Consider the following 20,201-nt stretch of genomic DNA (forward strand, 5'->3'; position numbering starts at 1 on the left):
AATCCGGCCTCATCCGGGATCGGGGCTGCGTCAATTCTCCGGGATCCGGTTGTTGAATCGTCGAGAAATCCGGTCCATACTGATTCGTTCGCTCTCGGCCTGCCTCGACCCCGAGGTGAAGATCCCAAACCCGCCTTGCTCGACCACCGCCCGGGCCGAAACGAGCGATGAGACTTTCTTGAACGTGGTGATCCGATCACTGACGAAACGATTCGGCTGGTCCCTCGGGTAAACGAAGGGTAGGCCAGGATCCGGTGTCGGCGCGCACGAACCGAGCGTTTGGGAAGTGACCATCCCCCTCCCAAGGAATGATGAGGCCGAATCATGAGACCCAGGCCGATCTCCACCCTCGCGATCCGGGCTTTGATCGCGTCGACGCTGTTCGCGGGGTTGTCTGGGGAGGTCGCGAGGGGGGCGGAGCCGCCGTTCGGGCTCGAAGCGAGGGTCCCGTGGGATGGGAGCCGGCTGGCCGGTTCGCCGGAGCCGCCGTTGCCGTATACGGTGGAGAAGACGTTCACGAAGCAGACATGGAAAGCACCCATCGACGTGGTGGACGAGCCGGGGACGGATCGGCTCTGGGTGATCCAGGTGGGGGCGGATGCCGACAAGGGCTACCAGATCGTCCGGATCAAGGACGACCCGAGCTCGGGCGACTCGGAGGTGCTGCTCGACGTCCCGAACCGGCTGGTCTACACCGTCTGCTTCCACCCGAAGTACGCCGAGAACGGCTACGTTTACATGTTCAGCAACGGTCCCAAGGACAAGGAGGACCGCAAGAACCGCGTCAGCCGTTATACCGTGGGACGGCAGAAGCCGTGGAAGATCGACCCGAAGTCCGAGCTCGTTGTGCTCGAGTGGAAGTCGGCCGGGCACGACGGCGGCGGCCTGACCTTCGGTCTCGACGGGATGCTCTACATCACCGCCGGCGACGGCACGAGCGACTCCGACACCTGGGTCTCGGGCCAGACGCTCGACGACCTGCTCGGATCGGTACTCCGTATCAACGTGGACCGTCGCGAAGGGTCGAAGCCCTATTCCATCCCGCCCGACAACCCGTTCCTCAAGACGCCGGGGGCGTTCCCTGAAATCTGGGCCTACGGCCTGCGCAACCCCTGGCGGATGTGTACCGACCCCAAGAACGGGAACATCTGGGTCGGGAACAACGGCCAGGACCTCTGGGAGACCGCCTACCTGATCCGTCGCGGTGACAACTACGGCTGGAGCGTCTTCGAGGGGAGCCACCCGTTCTACCTCGAGCGCAAGCGAGGGCCGACGCCCCACACCCCACCGACGATCGAGCACTCTCACGCCGACTTCCGCTCACTGACCGGGGGCGTGGTCTACCGAGGGAGCAAGTATCCCGACCTCGACGGCGCCTACCTCTACGGCGACTACTCGAGCGGCCGGATCTGGGGCATGAAACACGACGGCCGGAAGGTCCTCTGGCATCGCGAGGTCGCCGATACGTCGATCTTGATCGCGGCCTTTCGGGTCGACCAGCGTGGCGAGATCCTCATCGTCGACAACGCCGGCGCGATCTACCAGATGATCCCGAGGCCGAAGGACAAGCCCGCTCCCCCATTCCCGACCCTGCTGAGCCGGACGGGCCTCTTCTCCTCCACCAAGGACCATCGCGTCGAGCGGCCCCTGATCCCTTACTCGGTCAACGCGCCGGGGTGGGTCGATGGGTTGGTCGCCGAGCGGTTCATGGCGATCCCCGGCGACGCGAAGGTCGGGTTCAACGCCTCGAGCGCCTTCACGTTCCCCGAAGGCACGGCGCTCGTGCAGACGCTCTCGGTCGAACGGACACCGGGTAACGCGGCCTCGCGGTCACGCGTCGAAACCCGCGTCCTCCTCCTCCAGCAGGCGGAATGGATCGGCTACACCTACCGCTGGAACGCCAACCAAACCGACGCGACCCTCGTGGCGAAAGGAGGCGAGGACATCGAGCTCGCGACCAACGGTCGCGACGCATCCGGAGCCCCGATTCGCCAGAAATATCGCCTCCCCAGCCGAGCCGAGTGCATGGCCTGCCACTCCCGGGCCGGTGGCTTCGTGCTCGGGGCGACGGGTGCGCAGTTGAACCGCGAGCACGAGTACCGCGCGGGCCTGCGCGACAACCAGCTTCGGGCGATCGATCATATCGGCCTGTTCTCGGCCGCCCTGTCGAAACCCCCGAAGGACCTCGAGGCGTTCGTCAGCCCGTCGGACGCATCGAAAGACCTCGAGCAACGCGCCCGGACTTACCTCCAGGTCAACTGTGCGGTCTGCCACATCGAGGCGGGGGGCGGGAACGCCCAGATGCAACTGGCGCTGGCGACCGCGAAAGACAAGATGAACCTCTTCGGTGCCCGGCCGCTGCACGACACTTTCGGCATCACCGACGCCATGCTCATCGCCCCAGGCGAACCCGACCGCTCAGTGATGCTGTATCGCCTGTCACACCGAGGACGAGGGCAAATGCCCCCGCTCGTCTCGAACCGGGTCGACGAAGGGACCGTGGCCCTCTTCCGCGCGTGGATCGCCACGCTCAAGCCGGAGCACGCCTTCGTCCGCGCGTGGACGATGGACGACCTGACCCCGTCGCTCGACGGGCTCAAGGCGGGACGATCCATCGACTCGGGCCGGAAGGTCTTCCGGAGCGTCGGCTGCATCCAGTGCCACCGCGTCGAAGGGGAGGGGGGGAGCGTCGGCCCCGACCTCGCGGGGGTCGCACGCCGGCTCAAGCCGAACGCGCTCCTGGAGTCGATCCTCCTGCCGTCGAAGGTCATCGCCGACGAATATGCCGATACCTTGATCGAAATCCAGGACGGCACCGTCGTCTCGGGCCGGGTCGAGCGTGAGGACGACCGGGTCGTCGTGATCCGTCCCCCTTCGGCGGCCGAGGTCGTGACACTCGCGAAGTCGGATGTCGCCGGACGCAAGAAGTCGAACCTGTCGAATATGCCGCTCGGGATCGTCAACGTCCTCGAGAAGGACCAGGTGCTCGACCTCCTGGCCTATCTCCTCAGCGATCCCCAGCCCAAGAAACCGGAGGCCCGATGAAAGCGATGTCCCCATCCGCGTGCCCGATCCCGCGGTCGTTCCCGGTCCTCCTCGCCCTCGCGGCGGGGACGACCGGTATAGGCGCCGAGATGCCGACCCGGCGCGTCGCCTCGGTCGTGACCGAGTACCGTCACAACTCGCATGCCGACATCATCACGAGCCGGCTCCTCCTGACCGACACGCTCGACGGCAAGGGGCCCGAGTCTTTGCTGAAGCTCGCCTCGCTCTACACCGACCAGAAGCCTCCGAACGACATCAGCCGGCTCCTGGCCGCTTCGCAGCGCTTCCCGGTCGAGGACAACATCGCCGACACCCTCACCCTGGGCACGGGCAAGCTCGCCGTCGAAGGGGTCCTCCTGATTGCCGAACACGGCGACTACCCGTTCTCGCCTTCGGGCAACCACCAGTACCCCAAGCGACGATTCTGGGAGGCCACCGTCGATGTGTTCCGCAAGAGCGGCCGCGTCGTCCCGGTCTTCATCGACAAGCACCTGGCCGACAACTGGGCCGACGCCAAGTTCATCTACGACTCGGCCCGAGAGTTGAAGATCCCCCTCATGGCGGGCTCCTCCGTGTCGGGCACCTGGCGACACCCGGCCGCCGACGTGGCGAGGGGCGCGACGCTCAAGGAGATCGTCGGGTTCACCTACGGCTCGACCGACGCCTACGGCTTCCACGGCCTCGAGGCCGTGCAGGCCCTCGCCGAGCAGCGCCGGGGGGGCGAGACCGGTGTCGTCGCGGTGCGTTGTCTCCACGGCGACGCCGCATGGAAGGCGATCGACTCGGGGGCGCTCGACCCCGCCCTGTTTGCGGCCGCCCTCAAGCGCGTGCCCGGATACGAGAAGGGAGAGCCGCTCGACCGCAAGGCGGTCGCCGATCCGAAACTGATGACCATCGAATACCGCGACGGCCTCAAGGCGTCCCTCGTCGAGCTGAACCCGGCCATCGGCGTCTGGACGGCCGCCTGGAGCTACGAGGACGGCCGCCCGGTCGAGTCCACCCAGTTCTGGACCCAGGAAGCCCGCCCAGGCGCCCACTTCAGCCTGCTCCTGAAGGGCATCGAGTCCATGATGCTCTCCGGCAAGCCCACCTGGCCCGTCGAGCGGACCCTCCTGACCAGCGGCGTGCTCGACGCCTTGCTCCAGTCCCACGTCCGCGACGGCGTCCGGATCGAGACCCCCTATCTCGACGTCCGTTATCAACCCACCTGGCGCTGGCAAGATCCCCCGCCGCCCCCCCCGGGCCGACCCTGGAGCGAACAATAGAGAGGCGATTTGCCGTTGTTGTTTTAGGACTTCATGACGCGTCGCTCCTCGGTCTCTCTCGCGGGGCAAGAGTGCCCCGCCTGCTCACACGCGCCCCGCAAACAGCCGGTAGGCGGGACACTCTTGCCCCGCATTCGAAAGGGTCGACTCTCGAACCGCGGTCTGGCGACTCGAAATCGCGAAGGTAGAATCGACGCGCGGACAACTCTTGGCTCCCCTTGGGAACGAGGCCGGAGGTGTGATGATGGCAGGTCTGTCTCGTCGGGGTTTTCTCGCGTGCGGGCTGGCGGCGTCGGCAGGCCTGGCCTTCGGAAAGGAGGGGGGCACGGTCGACGTCCATCGTCAGATCCTTGACCTCGCCGCGCGACAGGAGAGGGCGCGGCGGGCGAAGTTCGCCGCCGTTCGGACGAAGGCCGAGTTGGAGGCCCTCCAGCGTTCGCTCCGGGAGAGCTTCCTGCGACTCCTCGGCGGCTTGCCCGAGGCGGAGAGGGATATCCCGCCGACTTCGAAGACGGGACAGATCCGCGGTGACGGATACTCCATCGAGAAGTTCGCGTTCGAGAGCGTCCCCGGATACTTCGTCCCGGCGTTGCTCTATCGCCCCGAAGGACTGAAAGGAAAGGCGCCGGCGGTAATCAGTCCTTGCGGACATTCCGGGGTCGGGAAGGCGGCCGACCCGTATCAGATCCTGCACATCAACCTGGCGAAACGGGGGTTCGTCGTCCTGACTTACGACCCCGTGGGGCAGGGGGAGCGGAGCCAGTTCTGGGACGCCGAGGCCCAACGTACGCGCTTCAACCTCGGTTGCGGCGAGCACGCGGTAATCGGCAACGCCCTGTATCTCCTCGGCAGCAACCTCGCGCGATACCGGATCCGGGACGGGATGCGAGCGATTGACTACCTGGCCTCGCTGCCGGAGGTCGACGCCTCGAAGATCGGATGCGTGGGTAACTCGGGGGGTGGGACCCTCACCGCCTACATCACCGCGCTCGACTCTCGCGTGGCGGCGGCGGCCATCGGCTGCTATATCACAACCCTCCCGCGTCGGATGGCCAACCGGACGCAGGAGGATCCGTCGGCAGACCCCGAGCAAGACATCTTCGGCTTCGTCGGCGAAGGGATCGACCACGCCGGCCTGCTCGCGCTGTGCGCCCCGAGACCGACACTCATCGGTTCCGCCCAGCTCGACTTCTTCCCGATCGAGGGGGCTCGTGAGACATTCGCCGAGGCGAAGCGGTTGTACGAGGCCGCAGGCGTAGGCGAGCGCGTGGCCATGGCGGAGGCAGCCGAGCCACACGGGATGACGCTCCCGCTCCGCGAGTCGGTCTACGGCTGGTTCGGCCACTGGCTGGCCGGCCGCGACAACCCTGGTCCCGAGAAGGAGATCCCCGTAACACCTAGGGCGGCCAAGGACCTCCTCGTCTGCGCCGAGGGCCAGGCCGCGGTCACGTTCCACTCCCGGCCACTCCTTCCCCTCGCCCTCGAGGAGTTCCGCGGCCAATCCGCGTCGACGCGAAGGGAGCTCCGCGAGGTCCTCGGCGTCAACCCGGGCGAGGCGAATCCCAAGGTTGAGGAACTCTCGGCGGGGTCAGGCGACGGGGCCCCCTTGGTCCTGTGCATCAACGGGAATGAGACGTCCGACTGGCGAGAGCAGCGGGCCGTCCTCCGCACACTTGAGCAGTCGGGCCATGCGGTCGCCGTGGTCGACCCGAGAGGCGCAGGCTCCCGCCACCTCGACCTCAAGTTCAAGCGAGGCAACGACTACGCCGACCCACTCTCGGGCGTCGAGGAGAACCTCGCTTACAACGCCTTCCTCGTCGGCCAATCGCTCCTGGGCCTCCGCGTCTCGGACGTCCTCGCGGCCGTGCGTGACGTCGCGGCACGGGACCGCCGTCCCCCGCGCCAGGTCATCCTCTGCGGCCGTCGCGACGCCGCCCTCGTCGCCTGCTTCGCCGCAGCCGTCGAGCCGAGCATCGTCGGAGTCGCCACCGAGGAGATGCTCCTGAGCTATCTCCCGCTCTTCTCCCCCGAAGGGCTCGCGACCAACGCCGCCAGCATCCTCCCCGGAATGCTCCGCGACTTCGGCGACATCCCCGACGTCCTGGCCCGGATCGCCCCCCGTCGCGTCCTCATCGCCACAGGTGTCGGCAAACCGGCCTCCCTCGCCCCCTCGGCAACGGTCGTCGACAAGAAATTCAGCGCCGACCCTCGCGTGCTCACCGACTGGCTTCGCGGCTAGTGCCCTCAAGCCTTGATTCCGTGTGTGTCATAGCTGCTTTCGTCATCATCAGTCGCACAAGACCGCACGGATCCCCGCCGGTAGGCGGGGCACTCTTGCCCCGCCTACCGGGGGGAGCATGCCGCGCGAGACAGGACGAAAGCCGCGGGGAAGGGAGTGCCCCGCCACCGGAGGATCCTTCTCATACGAATGAGACTGTGAACAGGACTCAAAATTTACCGTTCACACAAGACAAGTCATCAGCCCTCGGCCGCGTACGGTGTGACCGCATCGCCCTCATTCCTCCGTGAGAGAAGAGCGGCCACCAAAACCGACCGGTCGTGCTAAAACAACTTGACATCCAACGACCGGTCGTGCTATTTTTCATCCATGGGGAAGAAACTGCATGAGACGCGTGAGCGGTTGTTGCGGCAAGGGCTGGCCCTGTTGAGCCAGGAGGGGCTGGCGGGGGTGACGATCGGGCAGTTGGCCGAGCGGGTGGGGATGTCGAAGAGCGGTGTGTTCGCCCACTTCCGGTCGAAGGACGAGGTCCAGATCGGCTTGCTCGACCACATGGGGCAGTTCGCCTCGGCGCTGGTGGTCGCGCCCGCGATGGCATTCCCGGAGGGGCTGCCGAGGCTGGAGGCCCTGGTCCGGCACTGGTTCGGGTGGGCGCCTCGGGCGGGGCTGCCGGGGGGGTGTCCGGTGGCGGCGGCGATGTTCGAGCTGGACGACGTGGACAGCCCGGTGCGAGACCACGTCGTCGCGATGGAGGCCGAGTGGCGTGGCCTCTTGCGGCAGCTCGTCGAGAAGGCCATCGAGCTCGGGGAGCTCCGCGCCGACCTCGACGTCGAACAATTCATCTGGGAGCTCTGCGGGATCTACCTGAGCCACCACGTATCGCAACGCTTCCTCCGACACGACGACTCCGACGCCCGCGCCCGGACGGCCTTCCAGGCCCTGGTCGAGCGGGCCCGGGCCGGCCACGCGCCGAGGTCGTAGGGACGAGGGAGCGAGGAACATCGCGTCGAGACGCCGAGCGTTCGGCGAGACGCCCGATGGGGCGGCGTGCCCCGCTGCGCGCGGGGGCCGCCCGGGAGGTTTCCTCTCAGACCTGAGGATGTTGACATGAATCGAAGAGAATTCAGTGGACTGATCGCTTCGGCATTGGCCGTCCCGGCGGTCGCGGCGAACGCGGCCGAGGGCCCGCCGGCACGCTTCCGGCCGATGCACGACGGGAGAAAGCCGGAGATCGGAATGCTGCTCTATCCCGGTCTCACGTTGATGGACCTGCTCGGCCCGCAGACCGCACTCGCCACCTCGGCCAACGTCCACCTCGTCTGGAAGACCCGGGACCTGATCGAGTCCGACACGGGGATCGTCCTGCGCCCGACCGCGACGTTCGCCGACTGCCCCAAGGACCTCGACGCCCTCTTCGTCGGCGGCGGGCCCGGGCAGTTCGCGATCATGAACGACCCCGAGACCGTCCGGTTCCTGGCCGACCGAGGAGCTCGGGCGAAGTACGTCACGTCGGTCTGCTCGGGCTCGCTCATGCTCGGCGCCGCGGGGCTTCTCCGGGGCTACAAGGCGACGAGCCACTGGGCTTGCCGCAACCTCCTACCCCTCTTCGGCGCGACGCCGGTCGAGGCCCGCGTCGTGGTCGACCGCAACCGGATCAGCGGCGGCGGGGTGACGGCGGGGATCGACTTCGGCCTGGTCCTCCTCACCACCTTGCTCGGCGAAGACCTCGCCAAGATGACCCAGCTCGCGCTGGAGTACGACCCCGAACCTCCCTTCCGTGCCGGCACCCCCGCCGAGGCTGGGCCCGACGTCACCAGGAAGGTGCTCGATTGGATGGGTCCGTTCGGCACCGTGATGCGCGACGCCTCCGAGAAGGCCGGCCGAGCGATGCCGAAGTAACAGCCTGATTTGATCAACTCCCGATGATCCCGCGATCGGGGGTTGTTGCGAGGTCCCGCTCTCGGGCCTCGACATCGACGTGTTCGTCTTTACGAAGGCGAAACGCCCCGGCGCTCGCGGTGCGCGCATCGGGGCGTTGTGTCGATGGTCGGTGGGGAGATTTCCGGCCGAGCGATCAGCCGTGGCCGTAGCCCCGGTCGAAGGCGTCGAGGTCGCGGACGTAGGCGGTGTAGGTCGTGCGGAAGGTGTCCGCGTCGACGGACCAGCGAGGGGCGTCCTCGGTGTGTCGGTGGCAGTGCTCCTCGATCAGGCGGTGGAGGAACTTGAAGAGCTGGCGAGGGGTGCGGAGGTTGCCCAGCGAGTCCTTCAGGCTGTCGTCGCCGATCGCCTCGTCGATGAGGGCGCGGAGCCTGGGCCCTTCGCCCTGGGTCGCCGCGGCGGTCGAGCAGGCGCGGAGGCGGTCGCCGGCCAGGTCGTAGAGGGACGGCCCCGTCCAGCGCAGCGGCTTGATCATGTTCAGCTTGTCGGGGCGGGCGCGGTCGTAGAACTCCTTGTCTTCCTTCTCGAGGTAGTAGGCCAGCTCGATCGGGAGGAGGAGCTTCACTCCGATGCCGGGATGTCGGAGGAACTTGTGCTCCAGGAGCGGCCAGATGAGCGCCCGCATCTTACGCGGGTCGCCCTCGACCTGTTGGGGCTCGTCCACCCGATCGATCAGGACGATGATCCCCGCATAGCCCAACGGCTTGAGGACCCCCTGGAACTTGCGGAGCAGCTCGTAGCGTTCCTCACCCCCGGTCTTGCCCAGGGTCGGCAAGGGCTGCCCCCCCAGCTCGCTCGGCTTGAACCAGAGTAGCTCCCAACGCAAGGCGGCGGGGTCGCGGCTGAGGACGCGCAAACCTTTGCGAATATCCTTCGCGAACCACTCGGCGCGGGCGAGCCGCCAGCCCCAGTAGAGCCAACCGAGGAGGATCGGCAGGATGAGGTAGGGCAGCACGCTCCAGTTCTTCAGGAGGCTGGGGAAGGCCGCGAGCAGGGCGATGACGACGATCGTCGTGCCGAAGCCGATCTGGAGGTCGCGGCGGCTCCAGAGTGGGCGGAAGCCCGACCGCCTCCGCAAGCGGCTCCAGCGCCGCTCGATCGGCTCGCCGGTCGACTGGTCGTAGAGCGCGGCCAGCAGGAGCAGGTCGCGACGCTGGTCGACCGTCAGGGACGAGAGGTCGACCCGCTCCGTCGACAGCGAGTCGACGAGTTGGGTCACCCCCTGGGCCAGGATGGCGTCCATGTGGTCCTGGAGTCGCCAACGCGTCAACGCCTGGGCGGTGTCCTTGGCGCGGATGGCATCCCGGAAGTGGTCGAGGTACGGGTTGAAGTCGTCATAGGAGATGACGAAGACCCGCTCGTGGGGATGCTCGCGGTTGTACTTCTCGAGCTCCGAGGTCGCCTGGAGCCGGAGCGCGGTCTTGCCGCTCCCCTTCTCCCCGAAGACCAGGGCCGTCGACGGGTCGGCGGGACTCCCGAAGAACTTGTCCCAGGCCGGGTGGTGGATCGTGGCCATGCATTGGCGTTTGAAGACGTGATCAGTCTGGGCGTCTTCTTCGCTGAACGGATTGCCGACGATCCCATGGTGGTTCAAGAACTGTTCGATCTTCATCGTTCCTTCGATTCCCCTCCGTGGCCACGCGACGTCGGACAACCCTCTCGCCATTCATCGTCTTACCCGATCCGTCGCCTTCACCGCAATCACGGTCGATTGACGCAAGACGGCCCCCGGCCCTACCATGGCACGACACCCGAGCCGGAGAATGCCCACGACGTACGAACCCACGGGCTTTGGGCCGGCGGGGCAAACCACGCCTACAAACCGGAGGAGGTGCGGCGTCCTGCATCCCGCCGCGTATTCTAGAATGAGCCAGCCCGTCCCCCCCGACACCCTCGTGTCGTACACTCCGCAAGCCCCGGGCCGGACCGGAACTCGCCGGGCCTGGCTCGGTCGATTCTTGTCCCTGGCCGGCTCCGGCGCCCTGCTGGCCCTCGGCTGCGGCTCGGGGGCGGAACCGAAGCCGAGCGAAACCCCGGCGCCGACGGCCGCCACGCCCCCCGAGCCAACACCGACCAAGGCGACACCGGCGGACTCGACCCCGCTGCGGGTCGCCGCCGCGAGCGACCTCCGGAACGTACTCCCCGAAATCGCCAAGAAGTTCACGGCCGAGAGCAAGGTCGAGGTCACCCTGACCTTCGGCGCCTCGGGCCAGTTGACCCAGCAGATCAAGGCCGGGGCCCCGTTCGACGTCTTCCTCGCGGCCAACCGTGCGTTCGTCCAGGATCTGGCGGCGGGTCAGTTCGTCCGGGGGTCGTCGGTCGCCGACTATGCGCAAGGCTCGCTCGTGCTGGCGATCCAGAAAGATCTTGGCGGGAAGGTCAAGACCCTCGCCGATCTCGCGCTCCCCGAGTTGAAGAAGATCGCGCTCGCAAACCCGGCGACGGCCCCTTATGGGACGGCCGGTAAGCAGGCCTTGGAGAAGGCCGGGCTCTGGGCCGGCGTCGAGCCGAAGATCGTGCAGGCCGAGTCGGTCCGCCAGGCGCTCCAGTTCGTCGAGTCGGGGAACGCCGAGGCCGGCTTCGTCGGGCTCGCTAGCGCGAGGGTGGCCGCGGTGGGGATCGTCGAGGTCGACGCCGGTCTCTATCAGCCGATTATCCAGGCCCTGGGCATCGTCGAGAAGACCGGGAAGCCCGAGGCGGCCGAAGCTTTCACCCGGTTCATCCTCGGCGAGACCGGGCAGACGATGCTGGTCAAGGCGGGGTTTTCGCGAGTCGACCCGACGGCGGCCGGCGACGCCCCGGCTCCCACCCCAGCCCCGAGCCGCTGACCCGAACGGCTGACGCCCCGAGACCCAAGGGTCCATGCCCGACTTCGCTCCGCTCTGGCTCTCGCTCCGGGTCGCGACGCTGGCGACGCTCGCCATCGTCGGGCTCGGGGTCCCGCTCGCGCTCTTCCTGGCCCGGGCCCGGTTCCCCGGCAAGGGCCTGCTCTCGGGGATCCTGGTCCTCCCCCTGGTCCTGCCCCCGACCGTCCTGGGCTATTACCTGCTGCAGCTCCTGAGCCGGCGGGCCTGGCTCGGGGAGTGGCTCGAGCGGACGTGGGGGGTCACGATCGTCTTCCACTGGTCGGGGGCGGTGTTGGCGTCGGCGGTCGCGGCGTTCCCGCTCTTCCTCATGCCGGCGAGGGGGGCCTTCGAGGAGGTGGACCCCGCCCTCGAAGACGCTGCCCGGCTGCTGGGCCGGGGCGAGCTCTCGGTCTTCCTCGCGGTGACGATCCCGCTGGCCTGGCGAGGGCTCGCGGCCGGGGCCGTCCTCGCCTTCGCCCGAGCCCTCGGCGACTTCGGCGCGACGCTCATGGTGGCCGGCGACATCCCCGGCCTGACGCAGACGGCCTCGTTGGCGATCTACGACGCCGTCCAGGTCAACGACTCGGCCCGATCCGCCCGCCTGACCCTCTGCGTTTCGTTGATCTCGATCGCGGCCCTGTGGATCGTCCAGCGGACCCTCCCCACGCGAGGGCACCGACGTTGAACGAGCCCGACGCCCTCGACCTCCGGCTCTCCCACCGGATCCACCCCGGCCTCTCGCTCGACCTCGCCCTGACCTTGGGCCGCGAATGCGGCGTGGTCTTCGGGCCGTCGGGGGCGGGCAAGACCACGTTGCTCCGGCTGATCGCCGGCCTCGAGCGTCCCGACTCGGGGCACGTCCGACTCGACGGCGAACTCCTCTTCGACTCCGCGACCAGGGTCGACCGGCCGCTCCGCCGTCGGCAGGTCGGGATGATCTTTCAGGACGACCTCCTCTTCCCGCACCTCGACGTCGCGGCCAATATCCGGTTCGGCCTGAAGGGGTGGCCTCGGGCCGAGGTGGCTTCTCGCGTGGAGGAGGTCGCGACGCTCTGCGGAGTCCAGGCCCTCCTGGGGCGTCGACCCTCGACCCTCTCCGGGGGCGAGCGGCAACGCGTCGGCCTGGCGAGGGCCCTGGCCCCTCGCCCTCGGCTCCTGCTCTGCGACGAGCCGGTCTCGGCGCTCGACCTGGCGAGTCGGCACACGTTGATCGAACGCCTGCGGGACGTCCGCCGGGCCGAGTCGATCCCCGTCCTCTACGTCACCCACAGCCCCGCCGAGGCGATCGCGCTCGGGACATGCCTGTTCCTCCTCTCGCAAGGGAAGGTCGTCGACCGCGGGCCTCCTCTCGACGTCCTCGCATCCCCCAAAGCCGGCCGAGTCACGCGACTCGATGGGGTCCGCAACATCGTCTCCGCGACGGTCGAGGGCCACGACGAAGGAGAGACTCGGCTTCGCCTCGTCGACGGGCCGCCCCTCATCATCCCTCGTCTCGATCGGCCCATCGGCACACGGCTCGCGGTCGAGGTTAATGCCGATGACATCCTCCTGGCACGCGGGCCGATCGCTGGGCTGAGCGCGCGGAACCTGATCCCCGCGACGGTCGACCGGGTCGTGTCGCACGGCGCCGAGGCCGAGGTCCTGGTCCGAACCGGCTCCGTCACCTGGATCGTCAGCGTCGTGACCCCAGCCCTGGCCGAGCTCGCGTTGGCCCCGGATGATCTGGTCTATCTCATCATCAAGGCCCGGAGCTGCCACATCCTGGAGCGATCGGGACCATGATCAAATTCGACCCAATTTTAGCCACAGATTGAACACGAATGAAACACGAATAACTTTAATGATTTACAAGGTTAATTAACTGTTAAATTCATTATCCGTGTTTCATCCGTGGCTAAAAGTCCAATAACCTGATCCTCCGCCCAAAAGCGGCGCGTCTTGCGTGAAGCCAAGCCTCCGAGGATACTTCGGTTTTCCGCGTGCCCCTATCCCGAAAGGACCCGCGTTCTCATGTCCGGACTCGAGGTCACCGCCGACTACACCTCGCCGAACTCCCCACCGGCGGAGGACAGCTTCACGCCGAAGCCGGCGGTCCTCGACGGCAGCACCCCCAGGCTCTCGACCGAGACCCAGGCGTTGCTGAAAAAGCGGCTGTGGGGGGCGACGCTGATGCTCCTCATCGGGCTCTCCCTGTTCTTCTTCCGCGACCTGTTCCTGCCCGACCGCAGCCTCGCGATGCTGGCCTACCATGCCGTGCTCCTCCTGCTGCTCGCGTCGAGCCTCGTCCCCTTGTCGGGCCGCCACTCCCTGTCGCTCCGACGGCTGCGGGCGATCGAGCTCCTCGTCTTCGGGCTGACGACGATCTTCTTCGCGGCCGCCCAATATCGGATGCTGCTGACCCGCGACTGGGACAACAACATGGCCGGCGCGGTGGCCGGGATCAAGAACAGCGTCATCGACATTTTTGCACTCATGGCTCTTTATGGAATTTTCATTCCAAATTCCTGGCGGCGGGCCGCGACGGTCGTCGTGCCGATGGCGCTGACGCCCCCGCTCGTGGTCGCGGTCCTCGGCGTCACCCATCCGGAGGTGAAGCGGCCGTCGCTGTTCCAACTCTCCAGCTTCGAGCAGGTCAGCGACGACTTCCTGATGCTGCTCCTCGGCGCGGGGACCTCGATCTTCGGCACGCACCTGATCAACACCCTGCGGACCGAGGTCTTCGAGGCCCGCCAGCTCGGCCAGTACCGGCTCGGCGAGATGCTCGGGGCAGGGGGGATGGGCGAGGTCTACCTCGCCGAGCACCAGCTCATGAAACGCCCCTGCGCCATCAAGCTGATCCGCCCCGGACGGGCCGCCGACCCCCAGGCGCTGGTCCGTTTCGAACGCGAAGTCCGGGCCACCGCGCTGCTGTCGCACTGGAACACGGTCGAGATCTTCGACTACGGTCGGACCGAAGACGGGACCTTCTTCTACGTCATGGAGTACCTGCCCGGCCTGAGCCTGGCCGACATCGTCGAGCGGTACGGCTCGATGCCCCCCGAGCGCATCATCCACCTGCTGACCCAGGCGTGCCAGGCGCTCGAGGAGGCGCACGGGGCCGGGTTGATCCACCGCGACATCAAGCCGGCCAACATCTTCGCCGCCCAGCGCGGGGGGCACGACGACGTGACCAAGCTCCTCGACTTCGGCCTCGTGCTGTCGGCCTCGGAGACCTCGCCGATCGAGCTTTCCCAAGAGCGGACGGTCACCGGCTCGCCGCTCTACATGTCGCCCGAGCAGGCCACGGGGAACCATCGGCCCGATCGCCGCAGCGATATTTACTCGCTCGGCGCCGTGGCGTACTACCTACTGACCGGACGCCCCCCCTTCGACGGCGCGAATGCTCTGGGCGTGATGATCGCCCACACGCGAGACGCGGTGATCCCCCCTTCCGTCTTCCGTCAAGACGCACCCGAGGATCTCGAGCGCGTCATCCTCCGCTGTCTGGCCAAGGAGCCCGCCGAACGCTACCCCGACGCCGCCTCGCTCGAACAGGCCCTCAGCTCGTGCGAGTCCGCCGGCAAGTGGTCGCGAAGGCAGGCCGCCCACTGGTGGAGCACCCTCAAGGCCGCCCCGCCGGGATCCCTCCACCCCCTCCTGCCGACGGCCGAATACTCCGCCTGAAGGCCACGCAATGCACATGCCGCATCAGTTCATTTTGTGGGGTGGGCATGGCCCAACACGACCAAGACGACCATCATACCCATAACGCACATTCCCTCTTTCAATCAAGGAATCGGTGGGCGATGCCCACCTTACAAGTTCATGGACGCGATCGACGCGACGATCCACCTGGCATTTGCCTTCGACATCGGCTACGAGATCGACCTCGAACGAGCGGGGACGTTGTTGCCGGGCGAATCGGGCCGACTACCCCGTCGACGCCGGACGCCCGAGTCGATCCGCTATCGCCCCGCGCCGTTGCGGCTTGCGCTCGACGCGGGCGAGATGAGCTTGCCGGGCATGCCCGCATCGGCGAAAGTCCAGCCGCCCCGGGCCGAGCTCTCGATCTTCGACTTCGGCGCCATCTCGCTGGCGGTGCAGTTTCCGGTCCGGATGACCCCGGGGGAGTTGCTCGAGTTGGCCGGGGAGCTGGCGGAGCCCGCCTCGGTGAATGCGGACGCGAGGAAGCTCCTGACCCCCTGGATCGAGCGACTACGACCCGCGGTCGTCGAGTACGAATTCAGCGAGATCAGCGAGGAGTACATCGTCTTCCAGGTGGGGGACGCCTATACCGAATGGCTCGCGGGCCAGGCCGCCTGGATCGCCGGCCTCGTCCGGCTCGAGTCGGGGCCGCTGAGCCCCGCCGAGATCCGCGAGGCGACCCGACTGAGCCTTTCGTACGCGCCGAATGACCTCGTCACGCTCGACTGGGCGGCCGGGTTCGTCGCCGACCGCGAATGCGCCGACACGCTCCAGGTCATCGAGTTCGCGAACGTCCAGCTCCTGGAGTTCCGCCACATCGACGACCGCCTCGACGACCGCCTCGAGGCCGCCTACCGACTTATCGGCCCCGAGCGCAAGGATCGCCGCCCGCCGATCTTCGGCCGGTCGCACAACGACGCACTCCGGAACGTCCGCGAGCTCGAGATCGAGGCCACCAGCCTGTTCGAACGCGCCGACAACGCCCTCAAGCTGATCGGCGACCAGTACCTCTCGCGCATCTTCGACCTCGCCTCGACCCGGTTCCACCTCCGAGACTGGCAGCAGTCGATCCGCCGCAAGCTCGACACCGTCGGCGACGTCTACGACCTCCTCGTCCAGCAGGCCGGCGGGACCCGCATGGAGACCCTCGAGATCATCGTGGTCGTGCTCATCGCCATGGAGATCGTCCTGGCCCTCTTCCGGCACTGACGCAATCGGGTTCAGTGCGCGCCCCAGGGGAGCTTGGGGACGTCCGCGAGGCCTCGATCTTTGAGGCGTTGGGTGATGCCGCCGATGGTCGATCGGGCGAGCTGGCAGGCCATCGCTTGCTGGCTCTCGGCGTAGATCTCGATCAGGACGCCCTGGATGTTCCGGCCGACCGGGCATTCCTGGTTCGGCTTGCAGCGATGGAGGCCGAAGAGCTCGTTCTCGGGCTCGACCGTGCGGAGGACGTCGAGGAGGGTGATCTGGTCCGGGTCGCTGGTCAGGATCCAGCCACCGCCGACCCCCTTCTTGGACTCGACGTAGCCGGCCTTGCGGAAAAGCCCGAGGAACCGCCGGATCACCACGGCGTTGGTTTTCACGCTGCAGCCGATCTCCTCGGAGGTCAGCGACTGGCCTTCATAGAGGGCGAGCACGGTCAGGATGTGAGTACCGACGCTCAGCTTCGTGCTCAACGAGCCCCCTCGCCGGCGATCGCCGGAACCACCCTTGACAAGATACACCCACGACCCACCCGCCCCCAGAGTAGGGCGGGACGACCCCGCGATCAACCCTGCGATCGCATCCTCACATGATGCCGATCCCGAAACCCGGCTCTTTCTTCAAAGCCGGGTTTCTCTGCGAGGAGACGGCGACATCCCGGGAGGGTTTGCCCGCGTCGAGTCGTCAGAAACCCGGTTTTCAAGGAAAAACCGGGTTTCGGGCTCAAACCCCCGACGCGACTTCGCTCCCGGCCGTCACCGGCACAGCACCGACGAGTGATGCGTGGCCGTTGGCCCCGTGATGGGCCACCTGGTGGCCATGGTGCCCACTCGGCCCCTCGTCCTCCTCGACCTTCCCTCGGCCGAAGTAGTCGATGAGCCGCTCGCCGAGGACGTAGTAGATCGGGATGACGAACCGCCCCAAAATCGTGCTCACGGCGATCCCGAACGCGATGACGATGCCGAGCGAGTTCCGGCTATACGCCCCGGCCCCGGTGGCCCTGGCCATCGGCAGCACGCCCATGACGAAGGCGAACGAGGTCATCAGGATCGGCCGCAACCGTTCGCGAGACGCCGCCTTCGCCGACTCCAGGATGCTCATCCCTCGAGTCCTGCGCATCTCGACGCCGAACTCGACGATGAGGATCGCGTTCTTCGTCTCGAGGCCGATCAGCATCACGAGGCCGATCTGGCCGAAGACGTCGAGCGGCATGTCGTAGAGCCAGAGCCCGACGACCGCGCCGAAGGTGGCGAGCGGGACCGTCAGGATGATCACCATCGGCCGGATCCAGCTCTCGTACAACGCGGCCATGAACAGGAAGACGCAGACGACCGAGAGGGCGAAGATGTACGTCGCCGTGTTGCCGGTCTTCTGCTCCTGGAACGTCGTGCCGGTCCACTCGTAGCCGAACCCTTCGGGCAAGACCTGGTTGGCAACCTCCTGCATCGCGACGAGGGCCTGGCCCGAGCTGAATCCCGGGGCGGGTCCGCCGTTCATCTTGGCCGAGGCATAGAGGTTGTAGTGGGGGACGTCGATCGGGCCGAGGGCGTAGCGGACCTCGCCGAGGGAGCTCAGGGGCACCCGCTCGCCCTTGCGGTTCATGACGTAGAGGTTCGCGATGTCCTCGGGCTTGGACCTCACCTCCCCTTCGGCCTGGACCATGACCTTCCAGACCTTGCCGTAGAGGTCGAAGTCATTAATGTAGTAGCCGCCGAGGTTGGCCTGGAGCGTCGCGAAGAGGTCGGCGATCGGCACGTCGAGGCGTCTGGCCTTCGTGCGGTCGACGTCGAACTTGAGCTGAGGCACCCGGGCCGAGTAGGTCGAGAACACGCCGGCTAGCTCGGGCCGCTTGCGGGCCTCGTCCTGGAATCGGTCGACGACCCGCTGGAGGGCGTCGACCCCCTTGCCGGAGCGGTCCTCGATCATCAGCTCGAACCCGCCCGTCTGACTCAAGCCTCGGATCGGCGGCGGTTGGAGCACAATCACCATCGCGTCCCGGACCGAAGCCATCTTCGCCTGGAGCTTCGGCACCAGGCCCGCCGCACGCAGGTCGGGCGTCCCGCGCTCGTGCCAGTCGGTCAACCTCGCGAAGACGACGCCGCAGTTCGTCTGGTTGGTCGAGGTGATGACGTTCAAGCCCTCGATCGCGACCGTGTGCCAGACCCCCTTCTCGCCTCGGGCGAGTCCCTCGACGCGCTTGATGACCTCGGCAGTCTTCTCGCCGCTGGTGCCGTCGGGGGTTTGCACGACGCAAATCACATAGCCCTGGTCCTCGGTCGGGATGAACGACTTGGGCCGGTTAGTGACCATCCAGCCGGTGATGACGAGCAAGGCCAACGACGGCACGACGATCGTCCACCAGTGCCGGGCGGTGAACTCGAGTACCGCGTCGTACGAATTCTCGATCCAGCTCAGGACCGCGTTGAACCAGCGGAAGAGGAAGAACCGGACCTCGCCATGCTTCTGGCGGAGGAACAGTCGCGACATCGCCGGGCTGAACGAGAGCGAGTTGAACGCCGAGAAGACGAAGGAGAAGACGATCGTCATCGCGAACTGGTTGTAGAGCATCCCGGTCATCCCCGGCATGAACGCCACGGGGACGAACACGGCCGCCAGTACCAGGGTGATCGTGACGATCGGCGTGGTGATCTCGGCCATCGCCGCCCGGGTCGCCGCCAGGGGGGAGAGGCCGCGATGCAGGAACTTCTCGACGTTCTCGACCACGATGATCGCGTCGTCGACCACCAACCCGATCGCCAGGACCAGGCCGCAGAGCGTGAGCGAGTTGATCGAGAACCCGAAGGCCGCCATGACGGCGAACGTCGCGATCAGCGAGACCGGGATCGCCAGCATCGGGATGATCGTGGCCCGGAACCCCTGGAGGAACACGAAGACCACGATCATGACCAGGATGAACGACTCGACAAGGGTATGCTGGACCTCTTTGATGTTCTCTTCGACATAATCGGTCGTGTTGTAGACGATCGTGTAGTCGAGCCCTTCGGGGAAGCTCTTCTTGATCCGGTCCATTTCCTGGCGGACGGTGTGGATGATGTTCAGGGCGTTGGCGTCGGCGTACTGGTAGATCAGGATGCCGCCGCAGGGTTTGCCGTCGATGTAGCTGGCCGATTCGAAGTTCTCGGACGAGAGCTCGACGCGGGCGACGTCCTTGACGCGGACGATGGAGCCGTCGTCGCGCCGCCTGACGATGATCTCCTCGAACTCGGACGCCTTCTCGAGCCGCCCCTTGACCGTGATCGGGAGCTCGAAGTCCTGCCCGGTGGGGACGGGCCGGCCGCCGATCTTGCCGGCCGCGGCCTGCACGTTCTCCTGCTGGACCGCCTGGATCAGCTCGCTCGGCGTGATCTTCATGTTCGAGAGGCGGTCGGGGTCGATCCAGATCCGCATCGCGTACTTGCGCCCGAGCACGTTCGCGTCGCTGACGCCGTTGATCCGCTTGAGCACGTCGGCGATGTAGATCTGCCCGTAGTTGTCCAGGTAGTTGGCGTCGTAACGCCCGTCGGGCGAGATCAGGTTGACGACGCACACCATGTCGGTCGACGTCTTCTTGATCGAGACGCCGTACTGCTTGACCTCCGGGGGGAGCTGGGCCTGGGCGGTCTGCACGCGGTTCTGGATGTCGACGGCGGCCATGTCCTGCGAGTAGCCGACGTCGAAGGTCGCGACGATGTTCGACACACCGTTGCTGGTACTGTCGGAGTTGTAGTAGATCAGCCCCTTGGTGCCGTTGATCTGCTGCTCGATCGGCGTGGTGACCGTCCTCGCGACGCTGAGGGCGTCGGCCCCGGTGTAGGTCGTGGTCACCTGCACCTGAGGAGGAGCGATCTGGGGATACTGTGCGATCGGCAGCAGGAAGGCACAGATCCCGCCGATGAGCATCATCAACAGGGCCGAGACGGTGGCGAAGATCGGCCGTCGAATGAAGAAGTCGACCATGGCGCGTCAGGTCTCTCCGGGGGA

General features: G+C 66.9%; 13 protein-coding genes. 10 read left to right on the forward strand and 3 right to left on the reverse strand.

The genetic code is table 11. From position 1 onward, the window contains the following. Positions 1-324 precede the first annotated feature (324 nt). From ACYOEI_RS07790 to ACYOEI_RS07810, 5 genes are all read left to right on the forward strand, one after another. Positions 325-3,045 (forward strand): PQQ-dependent sugar dehydrogenase, encoded by a 2,721-nt coding sequence (locus ACYOEI_RS07790; protein ID WP_462848815.1) that lies wholly within the window; start codon positions 325-327, stop codon positions 3,043-3,045. Next, positions 3,042-4,310: a hypothetical protein gene (locus ACYOEI_RS07795; RefSeq protein WP_462848816.1), complete on the forward strand. Its 1,269-nt coding sequence runs from the start codon at positions 3,042-3,044 to the stop codon at positions 4,308-4,310. Before ACYOEI_RS07790 ends, ACYOEI_RS07795 begins: the two co-directional genes overlap by 4 nt. Before the next feature lie 241 nt (positions 4,311-4,551). Beyond that, positions 4,552-6,549, forward strand: a complete 1,998-nt coding sequence (locus tag ACYOEI_RS07800; protein WP_462848817.1) for an alpha/beta hydrolase family protein — start codon at positions 4,552-4,554, stop codon at positions 6,547-6,549. A 369-nt stretch (positions 6,550-6,918) separates the two neighbouring features. Beyond that, positions 6,919-7,530, forward strand: coding sequence for a TetR/AcrR family transcriptional regulator (locus ACYOEI_RS07805; protein ID WP_462848818.1), 612 nt, complete (start codon positions 6,919-6,921; stop codon positions 7,528-7,530). Between the two features lie 126 nt (positions 7,531-7,656). Next, positions 7,657-8,448 (forward strand): DJ-1/PfpI family protein, encoded by a 792-nt coding sequence (locus ACYOEI_RS07810; RefSeq protein WP_462848819.1) that lies wholly within the window; start codon positions 7,657-7,659, stop codon positions 8,446-8,448. Positions 8,449-8,623: 175 nt separating this feature from the next. Here the strand turns inward: ACYOEI_RS07810 and ACYOEI_RS07815 are convergent, their stop codons facing one another. Beyond that, a complete protein-coding gene (locus ACYOEI_RS07815) occupies positions 8,624-10,099 on the reverse strand; it encodes a hypothetical protein (RefSeq protein ID WP_462848820.1) in 1,476 nt (491 codons plus the stop codon). 253 nt (positions 10,100-10,352) lie between these two features. On the opposite strand from ACYOEI_RS07815, the gene modA reads away from it, so the two are divergent. From modA to ACYOEI_RS07840, 5 genes are all read left to right on the forward strand, one after another. Then, on the forward strand, positions 10,353-11,315 hold the full coding sequence (gene modA, locus ACYOEI_RS07820) for a molybdate ABC transporter substrate-binding protein (protein WP_462848821.1): 963 nt from the start codon (positions 10,353-10,355) through the stop codon (positions 11,313-11,315). A gap of 34 nt (positions 11,316-11,349) precedes the next feature. Then, positions 11,350-12,018: a molybdate ABC transporter permease subunit gene (modB, locus tag ACYOEI_RS07825; protein ID WP_462848822.1), complete on the forward strand. Its 669-nt coding sequence runs from the start codon at positions 11,350-11,352 to the stop codon at positions 12,016-12,018. Beyond that, positions 12,015-13,115 (forward strand): molybdenum ABC transporter ATP-binding protein, encoded by a 1,101-nt coding sequence (locus tag ACYOEI_RS07830; protein ID WP_462848823.1) that lies wholly within the window; start codon positions 12,015-12,017, stop codon positions 13,113-13,115. Before modB ends, ACYOEI_RS07830 begins: the two co-directional genes overlap by 4 nt. A 228-nt stretch (positions 13,116-13,343) precedes the next feature. Continuing rightward, entirely contained in the window at positions 13,344-14,996 is a 1,653-nt protein-coding gene (locus ACYOEI_RS07835) for a serine/threonine-protein kinase (RefSeq protein ID WP_462848824.1), read from the forward strand. 141 nt (positions 14,997-15,137) lie between these two features. Next, the gene (locus ACYOEI_RS07840; protein ID WP_462848825.1) at positions 15,138-16,226 is read left to right on the forward strand and encodes an RMD1 family protein; all 1,089 of its coding nucleotides are present in this window, start codon (positions 15,138-15,140) and stop codon (positions 16,224-16,226) included. Positions 16,227-16,237: 11 nt separating this feature from the next. Here ACYOEI_RS07840 and ACYOEI_RS07845 read toward each other — a convergent pair whose 3' ends face one another. Both ACYOEI_RS07845 and ACYOEI_RS07850 read right to left on the reverse strand, forming a co-directional pair. Continuing rightward, positions 16,238-16,693 (reverse strand): Rrf2 family transcriptional regulator, encoded by a 456-nt coding sequence (locus ACYOEI_RS07845; RefSeq protein WP_462848827.1) that lies wholly within the window; start codon positions 16,691-16,693, stop codon positions 16,238-16,240. Between the two features lie 250 nt (positions 16,694-16,943). Next, the gene (locus ACYOEI_RS07850; protein ID WP_462848828.1) at positions 16,944-20,177 is read right to left on the reverse strand and encodes an efflux RND transporter permease subunit; all 3,234 of its coding nucleotides are present in this window, start codon (positions 20,175-20,177) and stop codon (positions 16,944-16,946) included. Positions 20,178-20,201: the final 24 nt, after the last annotated feature.

This window comes from Singulisphaera rosea (assembly GCF_054877945.1).